At 57.7% G+C, this 19,969-nt stretch carries 13 protein-coding genes; all 13 read right to left on the bottom strand.

Annotation, left to right across the window (positions count from 1 at the left end; translation table 11 throughout):
- Nucleotides 1–5 precede the first annotated feature (5 nt).
- Entirely contained in the window at nt 6–2,468 is a 2,463-nt protein-coding gene (locus tag FNJ47_RS10195) for a glycosyltransferase (protein WP_163152949.1), read from the bottom strand.
- Nucleotides 2,458–4,962 (bottom strand): glycosyltransferase, encoded by a 2,505-nt coding sequence (locus FNJ47_RS10190; protein ID WP_163152948.1) that lies wholly within the window; start codon nt 4,960–4,962, stop codon nt 2,458–2,460. Before FNJ47_RS10190 ends, FNJ47_RS10195 begins: the two co-directional genes overlap by 11 nt.
- Nucleotides 4,963–5,430: 468 nt before the next feature.
- Nucleotides 5,431–6,570 carry a DegT/DnrJ/EryC1/StrS family aminotransferase gene (locus FNJ47_RS10185; protein WP_163152947.1) on the bottom strand — a complete coding sequence of 380 codons (1,140 nt, stop codon included), beginning with the start codon at nt 6,568–6,570 and terminating at the stop codon, nt 5,431–5,433.
- Nucleotides 6,571–6,592: 22 nt separating this feature from the next.
- Nucleotides 6,593–7,597: a sulfotransferase gene (locus FNJ47_RS10180; protein WP_163152946.1), complete on the bottom strand. Its 1,005-nt coding sequence runs from the start codon at nt 7,595–7,597 to the stop codon at nt 6,593–6,595.
- Nucleotides 7,594–8,670: a GNAT family N-acetyltransferase gene (locus tag FNJ47_RS10175; protein ID WP_163152945.1), complete on the bottom strand. Its 1,077-nt coding sequence runs from the start codon at nt 8,668–8,670 to the stop codon at nt 7,594–7,596. Before FNJ47_RS10175 ends, FNJ47_RS10180 begins: the two co-directional genes overlap by 4 nt.
- Complete coding sequence (gene cysC, locus FNJ47_RS10170; RefSeq protein ID WP_163152944.1) at nt 8,667–10,532, bottom strand: adenylyl-sulfate kinase; 1,866 nt, start codon at nt 10,530–10,532, stop codon at nt 8,667–8,669. The genes FNJ47_RS10175 and cysC overlap by 4 nt, the downstream gene beginning before the upstream one ends.
- Before the next feature lie 18 nt (nt 10,533–10,550).
- Nucleotides 10,551–11,345, bottom strand: coding sequence for a sulfate adenylyltransferase subunit CysD (gene cysD / locus FNJ47_RS10165; RefSeq protein ID WP_163152943.1), 795 nt, complete (start codon nt 11,343–11,345; stop codon nt 10,551–10,553).
- 107 nt (nt 11,346–11,452) lie between these two features.
- Entirely contained in the window at nt 11,453–14,008 is a 2,556-nt protein-coding gene (locus tag FNJ47_RS10160; RefSeq protein WP_163152942.1) for a GNAT family N-acetyltransferase, read from the bottom strand.
- Nucleotides 14,005–14,850, bottom strand: coding sequence for a class I SAM-dependent methyltransferase (locus FNJ47_RS10155; RefSeq protein WP_163152941.1), 846 nt, complete (start codon nt 14,848–14,850; stop codon nt 14,005–14,007). Before FNJ47_RS10155 ends, FNJ47_RS10160 begins: the two co-directional genes overlap by 4 nt.
- A complete protein-coding gene (locus tag FNJ47_RS10150) occupies nt 14,850–16,169 on the bottom strand; it encodes an ABC transporter ATP-binding protein (RefSeq protein WP_163152940.1) in 1,320 nt (439 codons plus the stop codon). The genes FNJ47_RS10155 and FNJ47_RS10150 overlap by 1 nt, the downstream gene beginning before the upstream one ends.
- Complete coding sequence (locus FNJ47_RS10145) at nt 16,153–17,016, bottom strand: ABC transporter permease (RefSeq protein ID WP_163152939.1); 864 nt, start codon at nt 17,014–17,016, stop codon at nt 16,153–16,155. Before FNJ47_RS10145 ends, FNJ47_RS10150 begins: the two co-directional genes overlap by 17 nt.
- Before the next feature lie 25 nt (nt 17,017–17,041).
- Nucleotides 17,042–18,913, bottom strand: a complete 1,872-nt coding sequence (gene asnB / locus FNJ47_RS10140) for an asparagine synthase (glutamine-hydrolyzing) (RefSeq protein WP_163152938.1) — start codon at nt 18,911–18,913, stop codon at nt 17,042–17,044.
- 55 nt (nt 18,914–18,968) lie between these two features.
- Nucleotides 18,969–19,964, bottom strand: coding sequence for an NAD-dependent epimerase/dehydratase family protein (locus FNJ47_RS10135; RefSeq protein WP_163152937.1), 996 nt, complete (start codon nt 19,962–19,964; stop codon nt 18,969–18,971).
- Nucleotides 19,965–19,969 lie beyond the last annotated feature (5 nt).

Raw genomic sequence — 19,969 nt, 5'->3', positions numbered from 1 at the left:
CCAGTTTAAGCCAATTGTCCCGCCGCCGGCACTTCTTCGGCCGGCAGCAAGCAGCTCGTGCGTCGGCTGATCGCAGCTTCGACGCGACGTGGAAACTTCGCCGTATCAACATAGAGCTCGCCTAGTCGAGCGGCGACTGCACTGATCGAATAATTTCTCTCGACATACCCCCGGCTTCTGCGCCCAAGGTCTGCTAGCTCCACGCGCGGACGCTCCACCAGTTCACGCAGCACCCGCTCGATCGTATCGGGATTGGCAGATATGATCGGACAGGACTCGGCATCGACAAGCTCGGCGCGGTCACGGATGTAACAGATGACAGGCTTGCCTCGCGCCATCGATTCCAACGCAGTGTAGCCATGCCAGCCTATCAGCAGCTGATCGACAACGACATCGCAGTCCGCCATTCGCGACACCACGACATCGTTCGGGACCCCTGACACCATATCCAGCTCAATAGCCACACCCTCGGCTCGCAGCTTGTCCACTGCGGCTATCAGATATTGCGATCCTTTGGCCCAGCCGTGATTGGGAGCGTGAAATATCCGCAGGGGCCGCCCGCCGACCTCGACCGAGGTTCCGACGTAACTCAGCTTGTCGAGATCAATTGGCCAATACCAGAGCCGGCGTGCACCCGGTGTATAGGCCATCATGTCGCCCATGGAAACGAGCTGAGTGGCGTATTTGGAGAATTTCTCCATGTTCTTGGCGCCTGCATCGGAGTCGCAAAGGCAGTTGATGCCAGGCCGATCGCAATGCGTGCAGCAGTTGAACTTGCCTAAAGCTTCGGTCTCCTTTCTGGTGCGGATATCGGCGCCATAGGCATAGAGATAGATGCGCTTGCCAAACCGACGCAGCCATTTCAGTTCGGAGTTGGAGACGCCAAAACGACCATCCCTCTCAAGAATTCCTTCATCGTAGAAGAAGTGAAATACGTCGAAGCGGATCAGAGCCCAGGCGAAAACAAGCCGCCGGAACACCGGGATCAAAAATGGAAATCGCTTGGCAAGCCACTCGATCTGCGGCTTGAGGACATAGTCGAACTTACTTGTGATGTAATAGGCTGTATAGGCTAAAGTCTTTGAATGAAAACCCATCTGTCTGTCGGCTTCGGCCAGCAGAGGTAGCGTAAGGATAGGAGTCGTGCCCCAAAGGCTAGCCGGTCGCGCAGCCACATGCAGCCGCCACAAGGCAGCTAACCAAATGAAAGGTGCGGCCAGAATGGCGAACGCGGCAGTGATAGCTGGCCCGGCCCGCCACACCCAGGAATAGAGACGGCCTCTCCAAATCGAGGCACACGTGCGCAGACCGAAACGCGCGTAGAACCCGAAGAACCTGGCCAACCTCCCGAGCCGCGCTCCGACTCTCACCGGCCCGCCGCGAGCGGCGATCGCTTTCAGATACGCAGTAGTAGTAAACTCGGCCACTTTGTCAGGAGCATGCCACTTTTCAACGAAGGCTCGCGAGCGCTTGCCGTGCAGACGCAGTCCAGCACGATCGCGAATCAATCCGCGGAGAGTTTCCTTCAGCGTCTCCGGGGTCGCCGAAATGACAGGCAAATCATCCCGCATTTCGACCGGGATAAGCTCGAGGTCCCTTTCTCTCAAAAAGGCAATGACGGGCTTGCCTAGCGCCATTAGTTCGACTGCAAGGCCGCCGTACCAACCCACCAGAACTTGATCGACCAGCAAGTCCGCCGTCTCATACACCCGTCTGACTTCAGCATGCGGGACATTCTCGACGAGGACGAGTTCGACATTCTCGCCTTCGGCTTCCAGCTCCTTGATTGCAGCGATGACAAAGTCGCTACCCTTTATCTCCCGCCAGGTTGGGGCATGAAGCACACGCAGACGTGCCCCCGAGTCCGGCTCATCATCTAGCGGCGGAACCCAGGTGCGCGTATCGCAGTTGGAATAGGGGAGGAATTGTGCGCCCGGGATGTTATGCAAAAGGTCTGGATTGACGGCATAGACACCGTCCATCCAGGCCAGCGCAGCATTAATCATCTCACGCTTATAGTCGTTGTAGCTGGACTCGCACAAAAGCCGACTGCGGCAGTTCGCACACGCGTTGACCTGAAAGTTTTCGATTGCGAAGTCGCTGATGCGGCTGTCGCATCCCTGGAACGTAACGAAGGTTGATATGCCGACCGCGTTCAGCAGTGGCAAATCGGCCATGATCCACTTGCGATTCAAATCGCTGAGAAGGCTGGTACCGAAATTGAAATGTACGACATCAGCCCGGAACAGAATCTCAGCTAGCCCGAACCACCAGCGAATAGACAAAAACGGGTTGCCGCCTGCCCCCACCTTAAGATCGCGGTCGATGGGATACCCGAACCACTGGCGAAAATAAACGAACGTTTTCGAAATGAACCCGCGTCCCCGCTCGGCTCGGGACAGATAGTATGCATTGCCGCCAACGTCGAATGGAGCATGATAGACACGTGGCTTGCGGTCACGGGCCATAGTACGGCTCCTGATTATCGAGCTTATTTGGCGCACGGGCGTGCAAATGGCCGAGATCCTCCCGATAGAGGCGACTAACATGGCCGGCGATGTGGCTATGATTGTGAAACTCTCGCACGAAAGCAGCACAGCGACGGCCGAGCGCCAACCTGGCGTCATCGTCGCGCAGCAGGTCGCGAAGGCGATCCGCGATCGTCGTAGGATCTGCGTGGACGACTGGACATCCGGGGACAAGATGGGCGTGATCTGGATGATGGCTGGAAATCACTGGCACTCCTTGCGCCATAGCCTCGATCGCAGTGTTGCCGTAAGATCCAAGGGTCAACTGCTCCACAAAGATGTCAGCCTGTCCGAACTTGCGGATGGCTTCCCGTCGCTCCAGGTTCTGGACCATGACCAGTTCGATGTCGAAGCCCTCTCGCTGGAGCTGTTCTATGGCTGCAACAACGTGCTTTGTGCCCTTTACGTTTTCCATCGCCGCTGATGAAGGTGCATGCATCACTACGACCGGTCCGCCGCCCTTTGTAAGGTTCTCGACCTCGGGTCGCAAAGCAGCAGTTTCCGCGTCTAAAGACAACGGCAAATATTCGAAATCAGGGCTACAATGACAGAGGTTGGGCGTCGATACAAAAACTCGATTTGCTTCGCGCACTCCGCGTTGGAATCGACGGAAATATTCGCGTCGCCAGCCGCGCGCCTTGCAGGCGGCACAAGCATCCGCGACACTCTTCCCCTGGGCTGCGAACTCGGGTGCCAGTTTAGTAAGAATGAAACAGCCCCGCCAGTGAAAGTAGACAGAGCTGCCACTTTTCCTGAGATATTCAACGTCCAAGTTATCTGGGAGAAAGCTCAGGAACCAGTTAAAGTGGTAGACGTCATACCGCCCCCACTTACTCATGAAGTAACGTTCCAGGTTGTCCAAATTGAACGTATCTGTGACCGGCGGCCGCCGTGGTTCTATGCCGACGCGATCGAATGATACGTGCTCGAAATAGAAATCCGGATGGAAGACATCATTGCGCACGACGTCTGGAGCCACGAACGCAGGGTTGTAGTCGAACGCCTCGTAGACAGAGTGCCACCCAAGCGCTTTCAGATCGCTGCTGAGCACCGTTGGCTGGACCGTCGCGTACAGTCCGTGAAAAGCCGCGTTTTGAGACGATGCGTTTCTTTTCTCGCGGACCAACGGATTGAGCCGCTGGCGAAGCTCAAGCGCATATGCACCGGACACGATCTTCTCAGCAGTCCCGAGGTAAATTCGAAGCGTCGTTGGCATGAACAGCGAGAGCACTCTGCCGGCTTCCCTACGAAGGCGTCTTAGAATCCAAGCCCGACGTGCGGCAGGTGCTGCTCTGGCGTAGCGCTCAGCCAGATCACCGAGGCGCTTCGCTACCCGCCTTCTCATCGAAGCCCATCGCCTCCCAGCCTCCGCAATGCGCGAGGCTCCTAAAGCAATCGCTGCACTTCTCAAACGTCGTGGCAACATAGCCTTGTAAAGTTGTCGCAGGTCTGTCGCCAGCGCCTCAATGGAGGCATGTTTCTTTACATACTCCGGGCCGCGGGCCGCAGCTTCTATCAGCGGGGCCCTGTCCTTGCTCAGTTGATCCAGCACTTGGCCGATGGTTTCTGGGTCCGCTTTAATGATGGGGCATTCTTGCGGCGACGGAATGCGAAGCCCCGGCCGGATATTGGCGATCACAGGAACGCCTAGCGCCATAGCTTCGATGGCGGTGAGGCCGAAGGCGCCACTGATCAACTGGTCAACGACAACGTCGACCTTCGTCATCTGATCAAGGATTTCTCGGCGAGGCAGCCCTGAAAGCTTGACCAATTCAATAGCTCGGTCCTGCCGCTTCAGCTCGTCGATGGCGGAAACCAGGTAACGCGTACCCTTGAAGTGGTCATGATTCGGAAAGTGTCCAACTCGTAAGACCGGGTCTGAGTGGTCACTAGGTTTAGCTTTGGGCAATAGGTCCGCGACATCGACGATCAAGTATCTCATGAAGTACGGGTTCGGCAAATAATCTATTGACAGACCATAGCCAACCATGCGCGTCGCATACCGCCCTATTGTTTCCAGGGTCTGCAGCCCCCCCTCATCGTCGCACAGGCAGAAGCGTCCCGGTGCTGGACAATCCATGCACATGTTGAACTTCGCGGACGCCAGAGTTCTCTGCCGCAAACGGTGGTCAGCTCCGTATGCGTAAGTGAAAAGAAGCTTGTTCGCGTCGCGATAGGCCTGCATTTCCGACAAAGCAATCCCAAAGCGCTCGCTTCCGTAGCCCCCCGCCGGCTCAAGCAATCCGCGGTCGTTGTAAAGGTGGAAGATATCAAATGCGAGCAACGACCAAGCGTGAACGTATCTGCGGAAAGCGTAGAACAGCGGATTATCGTTTTTTAGAATGAACTCCTGGATGTGACTGAGATTTATGTCAAAATCAGAGGTCGTATAGTATTGCGTGAACACAAGAGATACGGCCTCCACGCCGGCCATCTTATCGGCTCGCGTGGCGTGTCGCAGCGAAGCGATTGGCGTTGTCCCCCATACGCTCCTCAACCTGCCCATAGCCAAACGAACATGACTGGCCCGACTAGCTGCAAACATGAGCCGATCCCAGAACTGCTTCGCCTCGGCCGACTCATCCGGGAAAGCGAGCGGCCGGAACGCCCTGACTGCTTGAAGCATTTCTGCTGGAGAGCCTCTTCGCACGCACCAGTCTGCGCTGCAGAAAAAGTCCGCAATGTCCTCAGCCATGTAAAAAGCCAGGATGCCCGGGGTTCCCTTCGGGAACGTGCCCGATCGCGCCCTTCGCATTCGATTGATTAATCTGGAAATCATATCACATGGCCGAGGATGGATTTTCTGATCACTTTCTGTGAAGCCCTTACTCGCTGACAGATCTGGATGAGCTCAGCCAACGGTATTGCGGATTGGAGTGCAACGAAGATAATCGGCCTTCAGCTACTTCCCTCGACAGGCATTGTCTAGGAGATCGACCACCCGATCCTGATCTTCATTGGACATCTTTGGAAAGAGAGGCAGTGCGATCGTCGTATCTTCGGCAAGTATGGCGTTTGGAAATTGCTCTGCTCGCCATCCATACTTGTCAGCATAGTACCCGAGGCGGTGAACCGCATGCGTGCCTGGCCGCGTTTGGATATTTTCTGCGGCCAAGGCGGCCATGAGTTCGTTCCTACGCTTTCGGCCGCCGTCTAGCACTCGGATGACGTAAGATTGAAATGCATGCCCACCGACGTCCCCACCGAGCGGTCGCACGACTGAATCGATTCCGCCGAGCAACTCGGAATAGCGGTGCCCGAGACGCCTGCGCTCCGCCAGCACCCTGTCGAGCTTGCCCATTTGCGCCACACCGACAGCTGCCTGGATATCGGACAAGCGCAAATTGAAGCCCAAATTGTCAAACGTCGCCATCGTCCACGGACCATGGGGCTCGATCGAAGGATCTGGAGCTCCGGTCGCGCCATGATTGCGTTGCGAGCGCACGCGTGCAGCAAGATCATCGCGATTGGTCGTTACCGCCCCCCCTTCCCCCGTCGTAACGGCCTTACGCGGGTGAAAGGAAAAGCAGCCGATATCGCCGATCGCGCCGACGGGCTTCCCTTTGTATGTCGTGCCGACGGCGCAGGCAGCGTCCTCGATGACGGCAATCCCGCGTGGTCCAGCAATGGCCTTGATCTCATCCATCGGGGCGGCGAGCCCAAACAGGTGGACCGCGACGATCGCCTTCGTACGCGGCGTGATTGCATCCCTCAGCTTCTCGGGATCGATATTGTAGGTCGACAATTCGACGTCGACGAAGACCGGTTTCGCTCCGACATATTCGGCGCAATGAGCGCTCGTGACCCAGGTGAACGCCGGAACAATCACTTCGTCCCCAGCTCCGAGATTCAGCGCCAGAGTCGCCAAATGGAGCGCTGCGGTGCACGACGTGCAGGCTAGCGCATGCTTCACCCCATGCTTCTCTGCAAGCAACTTCTCGAACCGCTCGGTCAGCGGGCCCTGGGTCACCCATTTCGAGTTGAGACACTCGCGCAACAGCGTGATTTCGGCTTCATCAAAACTTGGTTCTGTGATGTTCATCATCTTGGTTCCCGTGCGTCAGCTACCCGTGCAACTTCGATCGCCATTTATCCAACGCAACCCGAAGCTCCCGCGAGACTCCGTCGTCAAGTCGGACTCGATCGGTCGACTCGAAACGCTCGGGGATCCTATCAAGTTGAACGTTCGCGCTGCCGCCCTTGCTTTTTATCGCTTCGGCAAGCTCGCCAATGACTGATCGCGGCTCACGCGACAATCGTTCGTAATCCACGTCAATGACGCGCCCGGGCCCGATCTTTGCCAAGCTGGCGTCAGTCGCAATCTCGATGGATACCGCCTGTCGCGCGACCTGCTCGATAGGCGGTAGCTTCGTAATATCTGCGTAGTCCGGCGGTTTGACCGACCACCAACGCGCTACATCACCGAACAAATCGAGCCGCTGGAGCCAGATCGATTGCGCGACAAAGAATGCATCCCGCCTGCATGACGCAAAGACGGCGAGCGGAAATACATCCGCCAGCCAGTCCGCCTGAAACGAAAACCAAGTGTTGTTCTTGAAGACCAGTGGCTTTTCTTGAACGGCTTGCATCGCTGATATCGAGCGCACAAGTCCACTCCTGTCGACGAGCTGTCTAGTACGCTCGTCAAGGAAGTGCGTCTCCTGCCCATGATCAAACCATCGCGACCAGAAAAAGCCGAACTCGTTAGGCTCAGACCAGGAAGACGTTCTTCCACGAAGAGATTGAAATGACATCGAGGAGCTCTGGTCGTGCAGACCAAGATAATTCTCGATCATCATTCCAATGTGAGGCGCCAACCAAAAGCGGGCAGCAAAGTTCGTGACTCCAGCGAATCCCTGGCTCTCGAGCACCAATTGGCTCGTAAGGGTCGTGCCAGAGCGTGGGGGACCCAGAATGAAAAGCATGGGCTCACGAGGTTCGGAACCGGCCTCCCCAAGCGGAACATCGAGCTTAGACAAAAGGACGTTTAGCTCCAGCAATCGCTCGTCACGAGCCGCGTCCTTTTCAAAGCTTTCTACAAGCCGACTCATGTCCCATGCCTTCTTCAATCGAGCTTCGCGTACGGATAAGCATAAAAATTCGGAAACAGCGTCCCGAGCTGGGACTTCAACTGCTTCAACTTCACAACGCCTTCGTGTGGTGCCCTAATCAGATAACTGTACGGAAGATCAACCGCACCGAATCCAGCCTTGAAATGATGCAGGTTTTCCTGACCATGCCAGGTGCCGCCCCAGTTCCACCGACGATATCCAGACTTGATCGCGTCGAGCATGCCCATCCAGATCAGGAACGTCAGCGGCTGTCTGGGCCGAAAGTCCTTGACGATAACGGGTGTGATATATTCACACGTATCCCCGCACAGCAGCAGCAACAAGGCCGCAGTAGGTGTGCCATCGCTCATGCACACCGAAAGTCGCCGCATCTGCGGAGGCAGCGTCTCGCGCATAGCGCGGAAATGACTTTCAGGCTTTGGCTTGCCGCCGATGGCTGCCATGTTCTCGGCGTGGGTCTCGGCCAAGAATTTCCAAGCCCAGTCGTCATCGGTCACTTGTTCGGAAAATCCCTGCTTGAGCGATTTTCGGACCAGGTTCCGGGTCTTCTGCTTGAATGTCAGTTCAAGCCCATCGGCCGCTCCATCTACAGGAGGCAATTCTGTTATCTGGCCGATGCGAGCGTCCTTCTGAATCGGTTGGAGGACGGCGTCATAGGAGGCGATTTGCCCCTCCTCGTCCGGCAGCAAGATCATCGTCGCCGACAGCAAATCCCCGCTGTCGGCCGCGGCAACGAAGTCCGACAAGAGCGCGCGCCGGATCGCATCGGTATCCTCCCGCGAGCGAGCCGCCCGGCAAAGGGTGACGGAACCGTGTGAGCCATACCACGGCAAGCTGTTCACGATCCGACCGATGCCCTCGCGGCGAAGCTCTGCATAAGGAAGTGCCCCCACGATGGCACCGTCAGACCAAGCAACGAGCACATGTGTGCTGCAAGATGTCGTGGCCTCCAGAAACCGCAGAAAGCTCGGTATGCCATAAAGCGGGAGGCGGGAGTTTTCCTTCAGAAACTCCTCATAGGCGGGAGTCTCCCCCTCCTCAAGCGGCCGAACCTGGAACGAGCCCGTCAACGTGAGCACACCTTTCTGATGTACTCCGCCAAATCATGGACACAACGTTCAACGTCGGCCTGCTCCGTATCGATAACAAGCTCCGGCGCCTGCGGCGCCTCATAGGGCGCCGAAACTCCGGTAAACTCCTTGATTTCTCCTGCCCGCGCACGTCGATAGAGGCCTTTCGCATCCCGGCTCTCACAAGCCTCAAGCGACGCCTTCACGTATATCTCGTGAAACGAGTCCGCGGATGCCGAGCGAGCCCTGCTTCGATCTCTCTGATACGGCGAGATGAACGCTGTCAGCACGATCAGCCCTGCCGAAGCAAAGAGCGAAGCGACCTCCCCAATACGCCGGATGTTCTCCGAGCGATCATCCGCAGAGAACCCAAGGTCAGAATTCAGGCCATGCCTGAGATTGTCACCGTCAAGCACGTAGGTCTGCCAACCGGCCTCGAACAGAGCGCGCTCGGTACGCACGGCTAGCGTCGATTTCCCCGCACCTGACAAACCTGTCAGCCAGATCACCGCCCCCTTATGGCCGTGCCGGATCTCTCGCTCGGAGCGATTGACCAGCAGATCGACCTTCTTGATGTTTGCCGCCTTGATGGCCGGATTGCTCCGCTGGTCCGGTATCCCCTTGAGATCGATCAGGCCGCCACCGACGGTGTCAAAGCCGTCAAGCAAGACGAATCTGCCCAGCACCTTGTCGTCATGCCCGTCCGCTACCGGGAGAATCGACGACGTACTCAATCTGACCGTGGCCAGATCGTTGCGCGTGACGACGTTTCCACGACGATGCTCCAGGCTCTCGAGATCCAGCAGGGATTCGATCGCGCGAACGGTCGCTTGCGTTTCCAGCGTACCGGCGCGCAGTTTCAGCGTCGCCCCTGCCCGCAGAGGTTTATCTCCGAGCCAGAACAACTTTCCTCGAAACACATTCGACAACACCGGTGGATTTGCGAAATGGCTCGCTACATTTCCTCGCTCAACGAAAATCTGCTCGTCGAGAACGATCCCAACGGATTCCCCGGCTGAAATTCGGTCAGATGAGTTGAGATGATCGAGCGGTTCGATACGTGCGATCTTTGCAATCCGGTCGTGCGGCGAGAACATCAGCGTATCGCCGACCTGGGCGCTTCCGGACGTGACCTTCCCCGCGACGATGCGACGTTCGTCGAACTTGTAGACGTCTTGAACGACGATTCGGAGTGGGCGTTCGGAAGCGGGAGCTTCGACGTTCAGGGAGGAAAACGTCTCGAGAAGTGTCGGGCCGGAGTACCAAGGGGTCCGCGCCGACAGCGCCGTAAGATTATCACCTTCCCGAGCCGAGATTGGCACAACCGCGGTGGGCTCTATCCCGAATCCCTTCAAATAAGCGCGAACGTCGGCTTCGAGCTCTCTGAACTTCGCTTCAAGATTGTCGACCAGATCGATCTTGTTGATCGCGACAACGACCTGATTGATTCCGAGCAATTTCAAGAGATAGGCGTGCCGGCGCGTCTGTTCCTTCACACCCTCAAGGGCGTCGACCACCAGCAATCCCGCGTCGGCATTCGCGGCGCCGGAAATCATGTTCTTGAGAAACTCGCGATGCCCTGGCGCGTCGATGATGACTGTATCCCGATGCCCCGTACGCAGCCAAATCCAGGTCGTGTCGATCGTGATCGCCTGGTCACGCTCCGCTTGGAAGGCATCCAGCACGAATGACCATTCAAGCGGCATTCCCCGCTTTTCGCTTATTCTACGCAGCTCCTCAACCTTGCCGTCGGGCAGGCTTCCGGTTTCGTGGAGGAGACGTCCGATGAGAGTCGATTTGCCATGATCGACGTGACCTGCGACCACAAGCTTGAGCTGGTCGCGATATGAGGACTGTTTCATTTTATTGGATCTGAGTTCTTACATATAGCCCGAGGCTCTCAGGCGCTCAAAGCTGTCTTCCGAGTCGTGATCCATGGTTCGCCCCGCGCGCTCGGGCGTTCGGGTTTGCTCGAGTTCGGCGATGATCTCCTCGATCGAGGATGCTTCGCTTCGAATGGGGGTCGTAATGTTCTTCTCTCCCAGCGAGCGATAGCGCCAGCCGTCGCGGGCAAGATAGAGCGGTACAATCGGAATGCGCTCGCGCAGCGTATAGCGCCAGATATCGAGTTCGGTCCAATGAAGAAGCGGATGGATCCGCAGATGGCAACCTTCTGGAAGATCCATCTTGTAGATGTCCCAGAACTCCGGCGGCTGATTTCGAAAGTCCCAGACGCCATCTCTCGCCCGCGGGCTGAACACGCGCTCTTTCGCACGCATGCTCTGCTCGTCTCGTCGGATCCCGAGAACAATTCCGCGGTAGTTGTCCCGCTCAATCAGCGCCTTCAGGCCTGCCGTCTTTCGAGCCGCCGCTCTGGACGCCGGAGGAAGCGTCGGATCCATCTCCGACTCAGGCGGACATAACTCCGCTCGGAAATCGAGATCCCATTCTTTCGCGATATGATCCCTGAACTCATAGACTTCGGGGAGTTCCATTTCCGTATCGAGCTGGATCATCGGGAACGGCACGTGACCGAAGAAGCATTTGCGTATCATCCAGAGCAGCGCCGTGGAATCCTTTCCGATCGACCACAACATCGCCATAGGCTTTACCCGCGCGAACGCTTCGCGCAAAATAAAAACCGTCTCGTGTTCCAGGCGCGAAAGATAATCCAAAGTGACCTCCAGCGAGCAAGCACTCGATCGTACAGGCTCACGCAGTTAAGATATTCGAAGCGCGACTAGCGAATGCAACTCCGCGGCGACACGACAAATTCGAAAGATCAGTTTATTCCGAGTAGACTGCGTACTTTTTCAGCCACCGAGGGCCGCTTGGCGCCCGAAGTGTCGGCCGGCCCGCTTCGATGTACGCCCGTCTCAAACCAATCGAAGCACTCAGTCATCGTCCAGGGGATAAACCCATACTCAACGAGTTTGATGAGCGCTTGATGCATCCCGCGAGTCTTTCCGATGTTCTCGGGATGTAGATTGATGACGATCACGCCAGGAACGCCGCTCTGTCGAATGCGATCGGCGAGGCCCAGCACACAATCCGCCGATTGCCGATCGTCCCAATCATTTATGAATACGATCCCGTCGCCAATTGCCGTGAGGACACTCCAATGTTCCGTCAGCTTGCCGTCCAACACTATTCTGGCAGGAAGTAGCGAACCGTTGATGATGGAACCGTCAAGGCCCGGCAGATTCGAGCTGCCTCTTATGCCGCAGGTATTCCAGACCGATGCATGCCCCCAATAGCCATCGTTTAGAAAGCCGTGATTTCGGACGGAGCGCGCGCGCGCTCCGGTAAGACGTTCAAACCATCGCGCTTGCTCCGAGAACAGCTCGGCGTACCTGTCGGGACGGTCGAGCGCGTCGGGATGAATTCCCAACTCGACTTTCCTCCCAGCCTTCAGTTGCCTCAGCGTTTCCTGTGTGTGTTTGGTGAGGGGATGCAGGAAGTAGGTGACCGGCAGCGAGCCCAACGCCTCTTGTTGTTGCGCGTAGCAGCTCAATGCGGCTTGATCATCATCGCCGGTAATAACGACGGCGCCAACCGCCCCGTTCGGCAATATCGGCAACCGGCTTATTCCGCTCAGCCGAACCAACGCATCCGCCAGAGCCTCGCACCACCAGTCGGCAGGCCGCTCACGTAGGCTTTCACCAGCAAGCTGGCCTTCAAAGAGATAGTTTGGCCGTTCACCCGCAATGCCCCACATCGGCTCGGTCGGGCGGTTTGAGGCTGCTGCCGGATCCCCTTGGCGATACTGCATCAAGTCGGATGCGAGGTCAGTTCCGATGAAGATGACTGAACCTCTGTCTCCCATTTTCCGATGCAGCCAAATCGGCTCGAGGCGGGCATTCTCAACAATCGTTGTTGAATCGCCGTCAGCCACAAAACACATGTGGGAATGCAGCGTGCGCAGTCGCGACCACGGCTTCGAACCGGCAAATGCCGCCCGCAGCACGCTCGGTGAGAATATCGATCTTGCCTGCGTATCTACACCGAATTCCCTGGCGAACTGCGCGCTCGGGAGCACAGCGATGACGCAGCCGTCTCCGGCAAGAACATCCCTTGCAGTCGCCAGATCCGCCTGGGATGGGCGGTAAAGCACCACCGGCTCCCCGGCTTGCATCGACGATGCCGACCGGAAACCGAACGTGTGCAAGTGGTGTACAATGAAGGCGCCGCCGGCTTGTCCGGCGCTCCTCGCATCTGCCGGCCGGCTGGCGATTTCATTGAGACGGTTGGAAGCGGCGAGAATATTGGAGGTGTAGAGTTCCGGGCGTCGAAACAGGCTGCCCTGGATGACCGGAACACTCCTCGACCCGAAGATCGTCTTGAAGTGAGAGACCATCGCGATCGGCCAATCCCTGGGAACTTCCGGAAATGACGGTCCAAACCGGTAAACTTCCAATCCCGCCTGTTTTGCCCAGCGAATGGCATTCCAGTGCAGGAAATTGTTGGGCCTCAGCTTCATGGCGTCGGGCAGAGAAACGCCCGCAAGAAAACTGGCCGCTTTCTTGTCAGTCAACAGGATGAGGCCCGCAATTGCGTTGCCATCTTGCCTAACCAACGCGACGCGTGCTCCTCCCTCTGCTGCAAATGCCCTGAAAATACTTCTGTAGTACTCGATGTCGGGCAGAACTTCGCCCGTTCTTGTAGCCGATGCGCGCGCGATATCCATATAGGTGTCGAGATAGGAGACATCGCTCGATATCTCGAACTGCAGATTTGACTTCTGCGCTTTTCGAACCGCAGTGCGGCACGTGTTATCCAACCCTGCGAACAGCTCTTCAACGGTTGGGGCGAGATCGACCAGTTGATCGGCATTGAGCGTCGAGGAGCCGGGGCAAGGCAACATTCCCGAGGGTCCGAACGCAATACCAAGCTGGAAACCGAACTCGCTGACCCAGAACGGAACAGCCTCCCTCTGGGGATGACGATGTGCTGGCGCGAGGTTGTGGCAATTCAACTGAATGCGATCGACGTCGTATAAATCGGCGATCGCGAATATCTCCTGCATCGCAGCCTGCCGTGCGGCCCTCGCGACGCCCGCGTCGATATCCGGGGCGAGAGCAAGACCGGTATGGCGATGAATCCCCGAATGCAGCAACCGCTCGCCGAGCGGCATTCCGGCGCCCTCGTTGATAAACAAGGGCTGGATGCCGACGAGTTGCGAGCCCTCTTCCAGGGCGAATGACAGGTTCGTAGACACGAAAAACCGCTGCTCGATCTCTATCCAGGACGATCGATGTGTGAGCCAGGCCTGCGGCGATTGCAGCGCCAGACCATCCCAGGCACTACGATCAATTTCGCGAAACCGAACGACTTTCATCGCGATTCAAACACCGCATTGAAGCGTGTGCCGAAATAAGGATTTAGCGGGTGGATATCCACAATTCTGGTGTCGACGCCGAGGCGGTGCCCCAATGCCAGAAAATCCTTGCGGTCGAAATAGTACGAAATGATCTCGGGCTTGATCTCGATCGAAATCGGGGGCGACTTGCTCCATCCTAGCAAACCAGCGATCTTCGCCACACGGCTCGACTTCTGCGCGTTCTTCTGAATCGTTCCCAACTGGGGCCGTTCTGCTTCGGGTTCAAATTCTTGCTCGAATTTTGCCGTGAGCCTCTTAGCGATGGCCTGCAGCTCTTCAGCCTTCTCGCGGTCTGGAATTGATCCGATCAGGACCCGACCATGCGGCTTCACTACCCGAAGCATTTCCGCGATGATCGGCTCTCCAGCCGCAAGCGACGGGAAGTTCGAGAAGACATCATAGCAATAGGCGGCATCGAACCGCCGATCAGGGAACTGGAGGCTTTCCCCGCTGGCTCTCTCGAAGCTCGCATTGTTCAGTCCGAGGCGCCTTGCGACCACAAGCGGCGCCTCAGCCAGATCAACTCCGACATATTTGCCGACACTAGGCGCCAGCACCTTCGCCAAGAACCCAGCCGCACAGCCCACTTCAAGAACCGATGAGCCCGGGCCCGCTTTCATGAGGCCGAGCATATTGAGCCTGAGGTCGTCGAGAAGGTTCTCGTTTGCCCACAACCGTGGATTACGGCCAGCGATATAACAGAGGTCATCCAGTGTCGGCTTCTCTGACACCTGCCGTGCGCGAAGCTCGAAGAACGCTTCGAGCTTCTCCTGCCAATCACCATCCGTCATCGTCGCCATCAGCTTCGCTCGATACTGCAGGTGAATTTCGGATCATAGAGATAGTTGAAGTGCCACAGAGAATTGCGGGACACCGAGAACTGCGCCACCTTTTCGACATAATGCAGGATGGCTTCTGTCCCCTTCGGCAGCATGTGCCGGCACAGCGCGGCGGAAATGTAGTATTGCCCTTCGCCAAGCGCGAGCTCCGGGACCTCGTAGATAACGCTTCCGCGTTTCGGCAGTCCATCGTCGCCATCGAGGAACAGGCCGCCATCGTACCCCTCGATTCCGGTCACCGCCTGAAGCCGTGCGGTATCGATCCGCAAACTTGCGTAGATCTGCCTGTGCTCGGTGAAGCCCGACCACGACACCCGGATTCGGAGCGGTTGCCCATTCTTCACAACGCCGATCGGCTTGCCTTCGACGTCGATCACCTCGACGGCCGTGATCTGGAGGGTGTCGCCGCCAAGCTCGTATTTTCCGGTTTCGGCCGTGCTCTCTATCGCTTGGCTCAGCTTCTTGGTTTCCCGGAGATTCCGCGCTTCCTCGATATCCCAAACACTCTGCTCATAAGCTTTGCTGACGCGCTGGGCATTTCCGTGCATCAGCACCCGCCCCTTGTCGATCCAGATCGCCTCGTCGCACAGCTCGCTGATCAACCCGCTCGAGTGCGAGACGAACAGCACGGTGGCGCCGCTTTCGCAGATCTGACGAACCCGCTTCATGCACTTGTTGACAAAGGCGGTATCACCCGCCGCGAGCGCCTCATCGACGATGAATATCTCGGGATCGACGCTGATCGCTGTCGCAAACGTGAGCCGCGCCTGCATGCCGCTCGAGTAGGTCCGGAACGGCTGATCGATCACCTCGGCAAGCTCGCTGAAATCGATGATCCAGGGAACCTTCGCCTCGATTTCCGCCCGCGTCATACCCAGGCACATCCCGCCGAGGACGATGTTGTCGCGACCCGACACATCCGGATGAAAGCCGGTCCCCAATTCCAGGATCGCGGACAATCGTCCCGCCACTTCGACCTGTCCGGTCGACGCATCCAGCAGTCCAGCGATGATCTTCAGAAGAGTGCTCTTCCCCGCGCCGTTCGGCCCGATGATGCCAACCACCCGCCCGCGCGACACCTCAAAGGAAACATTCTGAAGCGCCCAGTGCTCATGGTGCCGAGGCTTCCCGGTGATGATCTCCTTCAGGAAATCCAAAGGCTGCGTATAGAGCCGATAGGCCTTTCCCAGATCGGCGACCCGAATGGCGCACTGCGGCTCCGATGACCCGGCAAGCGGGATCAGTGCGCCGGCTTCCAGATTGTCAGAGAGCATTGCCATAGTACGGTTTTAGCTTTTCGAAGATGCGGTATCCGAGCCCGAGACTTAGCAACGCGAACACGATCGTAACCGCCCAGGCATAGGGATGTCTAAACGAACCGAAAAAGAGAACGTCCTGATAGACCCAGATGACGTAACTGAAGGGATTCGAATAGATCAATGGCCGGAGCGCACGGGGCATCCAATCAGGGAGGTACACCGTCGGCATCAGATACATGGCAATCGAGGTGAAGACTGTGACGATCTCACGCAGATCGCGGAAGAACGGAGTGATAGCGGACAGAGCGAAGCTCAATCCAATCGCCAGAATTGCATGGATGGCGGATACGACCGGCAGCAGCAACAGCATCCAGCTGAGGCCGCCCACATACGCTTTATAGAGAATGACGAGCCCGAGCGCCGGCAGATGAGGGATCGTCGCGGCAATGGTTGCCGCGATCGGAAGCAGCTCGATCGGAAACACGACCTGCTTGACGAGATTTGCACTTACGAGCAGCACTCCGGGCCCGCGCACCAGCGCCGCCTGCAATATCAGCCAGGGAACCAGGCTGGCGAGGATGTAGGCCGGGAAATCGCCGGGAAAATCCGCGGTTATCGATAGCTTGCTGCCCAGCACAAAGCCAAAGATAAGCAGGTATGTTCCAACGATCACCAGCGGGTGGATGAAGACCCACAACGTGCCAAATCCGTGCCGGGCATGCGCGGCGCTCAGGTCGCGATCAACCATCTCCCGCAACAGATCGGGATATCGCCGGATCTGATTGATCGTGGTCCAAAGGGCCTGAGAGTTGCGGTATGGCGACAGGCCAACCCGAACCCATCTCGCCGCCGGAAAGGACCCATTCATCTTCAGCGCGCTCCCATTTGCGTACCTAAAAGCTGCTTTCCATGATCTGCTCGAGATTGAGCAAAGACCAGATTAGCAGGCGGCGGTTTTCCCGTCCTTCCAGATGTTCATCAACCAGCGAGCGAACGGTCTTCCGGTCGACAAAATCGTAGATCCGAGCGGTGTTGCTGAAGAGCTTCCGTTTGACATACTCGATGCTCTCTCCCTTGAACCAGCTGGCGTCCGGCGCAGAGAAGCCCTGCTTCTCGCGCTCCGCCACCTCGTCCGGAATATGCCGGCTCATCATCTTCCGCAAAATCAGCTTGCCGTCCTTTGTGCGCTCGTAATAGCGCTGCGCCTTTCCTCCGGGCTCGTTTTCGTTGAGGCGAATGACCTCGGTCAGATTGCCGAGCTTCATCTTGGCGGGGAGCTTCATTGCGAAATCGACGAGATCGTTGTCGAGAAACGGCACCCTGCTCTCGAGCCCATGCGCCATGGCGAGCTTGTCCTCAACGACGAGAAGCCCGTTCAGGAACGTCTTGGCCTCAAAGTAGAGCGAGTGATTGACATAGTCCTCGGGCCGCCGCAGCTCCGAGGCGTGCTCCTTGAACACGCCCCTGAAAATATCGATCGGCGAGGTCTGCCTGGCTTCATCCCACACCGGTCCCAGCAGCCTCGGCATCGTTCCGCTCGGAATCATGCGCTGCCAGAACCCAAAGTATTTTTCGATGTAATGATCGAAGTCGTCGTTCACGACAGCGCGATAGTAGCGCCAGGGGTATCCGCCGAACAGTTCATCTCCCCCGGTCCCCGTCAGCACCACCTTGCCGAATTTCGACGCGAGCTTCGCCGCGTAGAAGTTGGGATAGGACTGGCCGACACGAGGCTCTTCCAGATGCCACGCCAGCTGAGGCAGCGCGCGCTCCATATCGCCGGCCTTCAAGACCATTTCATAGTGTTCGGTCTTGAACAGATACGACATATGCTCGGCCTTGGTCCGCTCGTCGTATCCAAGTTCGACACCTGAGGCCGAGTTGAGATCGAAGCCGACCGTAAACGTCCGCATGAACGGCAGCTGGCTCGATGCGAGCGCCGTAATGGAGCCGGAATCCATGCCGCCGGAAAGATAGCACCCGACCTCGACGTCGCTCACGAGTTGCCGGTTGACCGCCTGCCTGAATAAGCGATCGAGCTCGTCGGTCGCCTCAATCTCGTCGACCGCGTACTCGGGTTCCTCGAAATGAAAATCCCAGTACTGCACCGGCTCGACGGCCCTGCCGTCCTGCGAAATCTGCAGGTAACAGCCGGCCGGCAGCAACTTCACGCCGGCAAACAGTGTTCGCTCCGCGAAGAAGTTTTGAAAGCTCAGATATTCCGACAGTCCGCTTATGTCGACACGCGGCTTGTACTCCGAAAATGCCCGAAAAGCCTTGTGCTCGGAGGCGAAGACGAATGTCTGGCCAAGCTCCGCGTAGTAAAGCGGTTTCACGCCAAAGCGATCCCGGGCCAATGTGAGCTTCCGCTCCTGATTGTCCCAGATCGCAAAGGCGAACATGCCGTTGAATCTGAGCAGCGCTCCGAGGCCCCACTCGGCGAAGGCATGCAGCAACACCTCGCTGTCACCGGAGGAGTTGAAAACGCGGCCCCTCGCCGAAAGCTCGATCTTCAATTCCTTGAAGTTGTAGATTTCTCCATTGTAGGTCAGCACAAAGCGCCCGTCGCGCGTCTCCATCGGCTGCCGCGCAGCGTCGGTCAGATCGATGATCGAGAGCCGACGATGGCCCAGTCCGACGGGACCGTTGCAGTAGTGGCCTTCGCCGTCCGGCCCGCGATGGGCAATGATATCGGTCATTGCCGTCAACGTGGTGATTGAAGCGGGCCGCCCGTCGCGGTGCAGAATTCCGGCTATGCCGCACATGTGATTCTGGCCGATCTATTCCATGATCTCGGATGCGAACTCAGATCTGAGCCCTTCAGATTTGGGCCTTGGCACGACGCTGATCGACCTGATCGATATGGCTTTTGCGCCAGTCGATCAGCCGCCGCAGCCCGTCATCCAGGTCAATCGCGGCGGTGAAGCCGATTTCCTCCTGCGCCCGCTTCGGCGAACCGATCCGATTGCGCACAAGCGTGGCCTGGCTGCGCGGCGCATAGTTGATGGGCTGGTTGGAGCCGGTGAGGTTCAGGAGCTTTTCGGCGATCTGCTTCAGCGAGGTCCGCTGGCCGGTGCCGACATTGTAGAAGCGATCCGTCGCAGTCGCGCCCATGGCGCACAAATTGGCGCGCGCGCAATCCTCCACCGCAACGAAATCGAAGGCTTCCGATCCATCGCCGAGAATGGTCGGCCCTTCTCCCTTGTCGATGGCATCGAGCATCTTCATGATCACTGCGATGTAGGCGCCGCGATAATCCTGACGCGGGCCGTACACGTTCATGTAACGAAGTCCGACATAATCGAGGCCGTAGCGGAAGTGGTAGGCGCGGGCCATGGCCTCGCCGCAGATTTTGGTCGCACCATAGAAGTTCTTGTTGTTGAACGGATGGTCTTCCGTCATCGGCTCCTCGACGGCATCGCCGTACACCGACGCCGACGACGACCAGACCAACCGCTTGACCCCGTTGCGCACGCAGCCGTCCAGCACGTTGAACATTCCGTTGACGTTGACGTCAAAGGCCGTCCGCGGGAATTCGTGGCACTGCAGCAGCCAGAGCGCAGCGAACTGGAACACGCCGTCAGCTCCCTTCAAGGCAGCATCGAGGATATCGACCTGGGTGATATCGCCGCCGGCCTCGAAAATCTTCACGCGGGGATCGCGCAAGGCGCCTGCAAGGTTCTCATGCGTGCCGCGCACGAAGTTATCGTAAATGACGATCTCGCCGACGTCAGTCTGCGTCAGCTGATCGACCGCATGCGACCCGATCAGCCCGGCGCCCCCGATAACGACAACCTTCTTTCCGCGAATATCCATTGTCT

Origin of the sequence: Bradyrhizobium uaiense (assembly GCF_010811875.1) — a bacterium.
Classification (GTDB): Bacteria; Pseudomonadota; Alphaproteobacteria; order Rhizobiales; family Xanthobacteraceae; genus Bradyrhizobium; species Bradyrhizobium uaiense.
The sequence above is the reverse complement of the archived record's forward strand: the minus strand, read 5'-3'. Positions and strand labels throughout refer to the sequence as shown.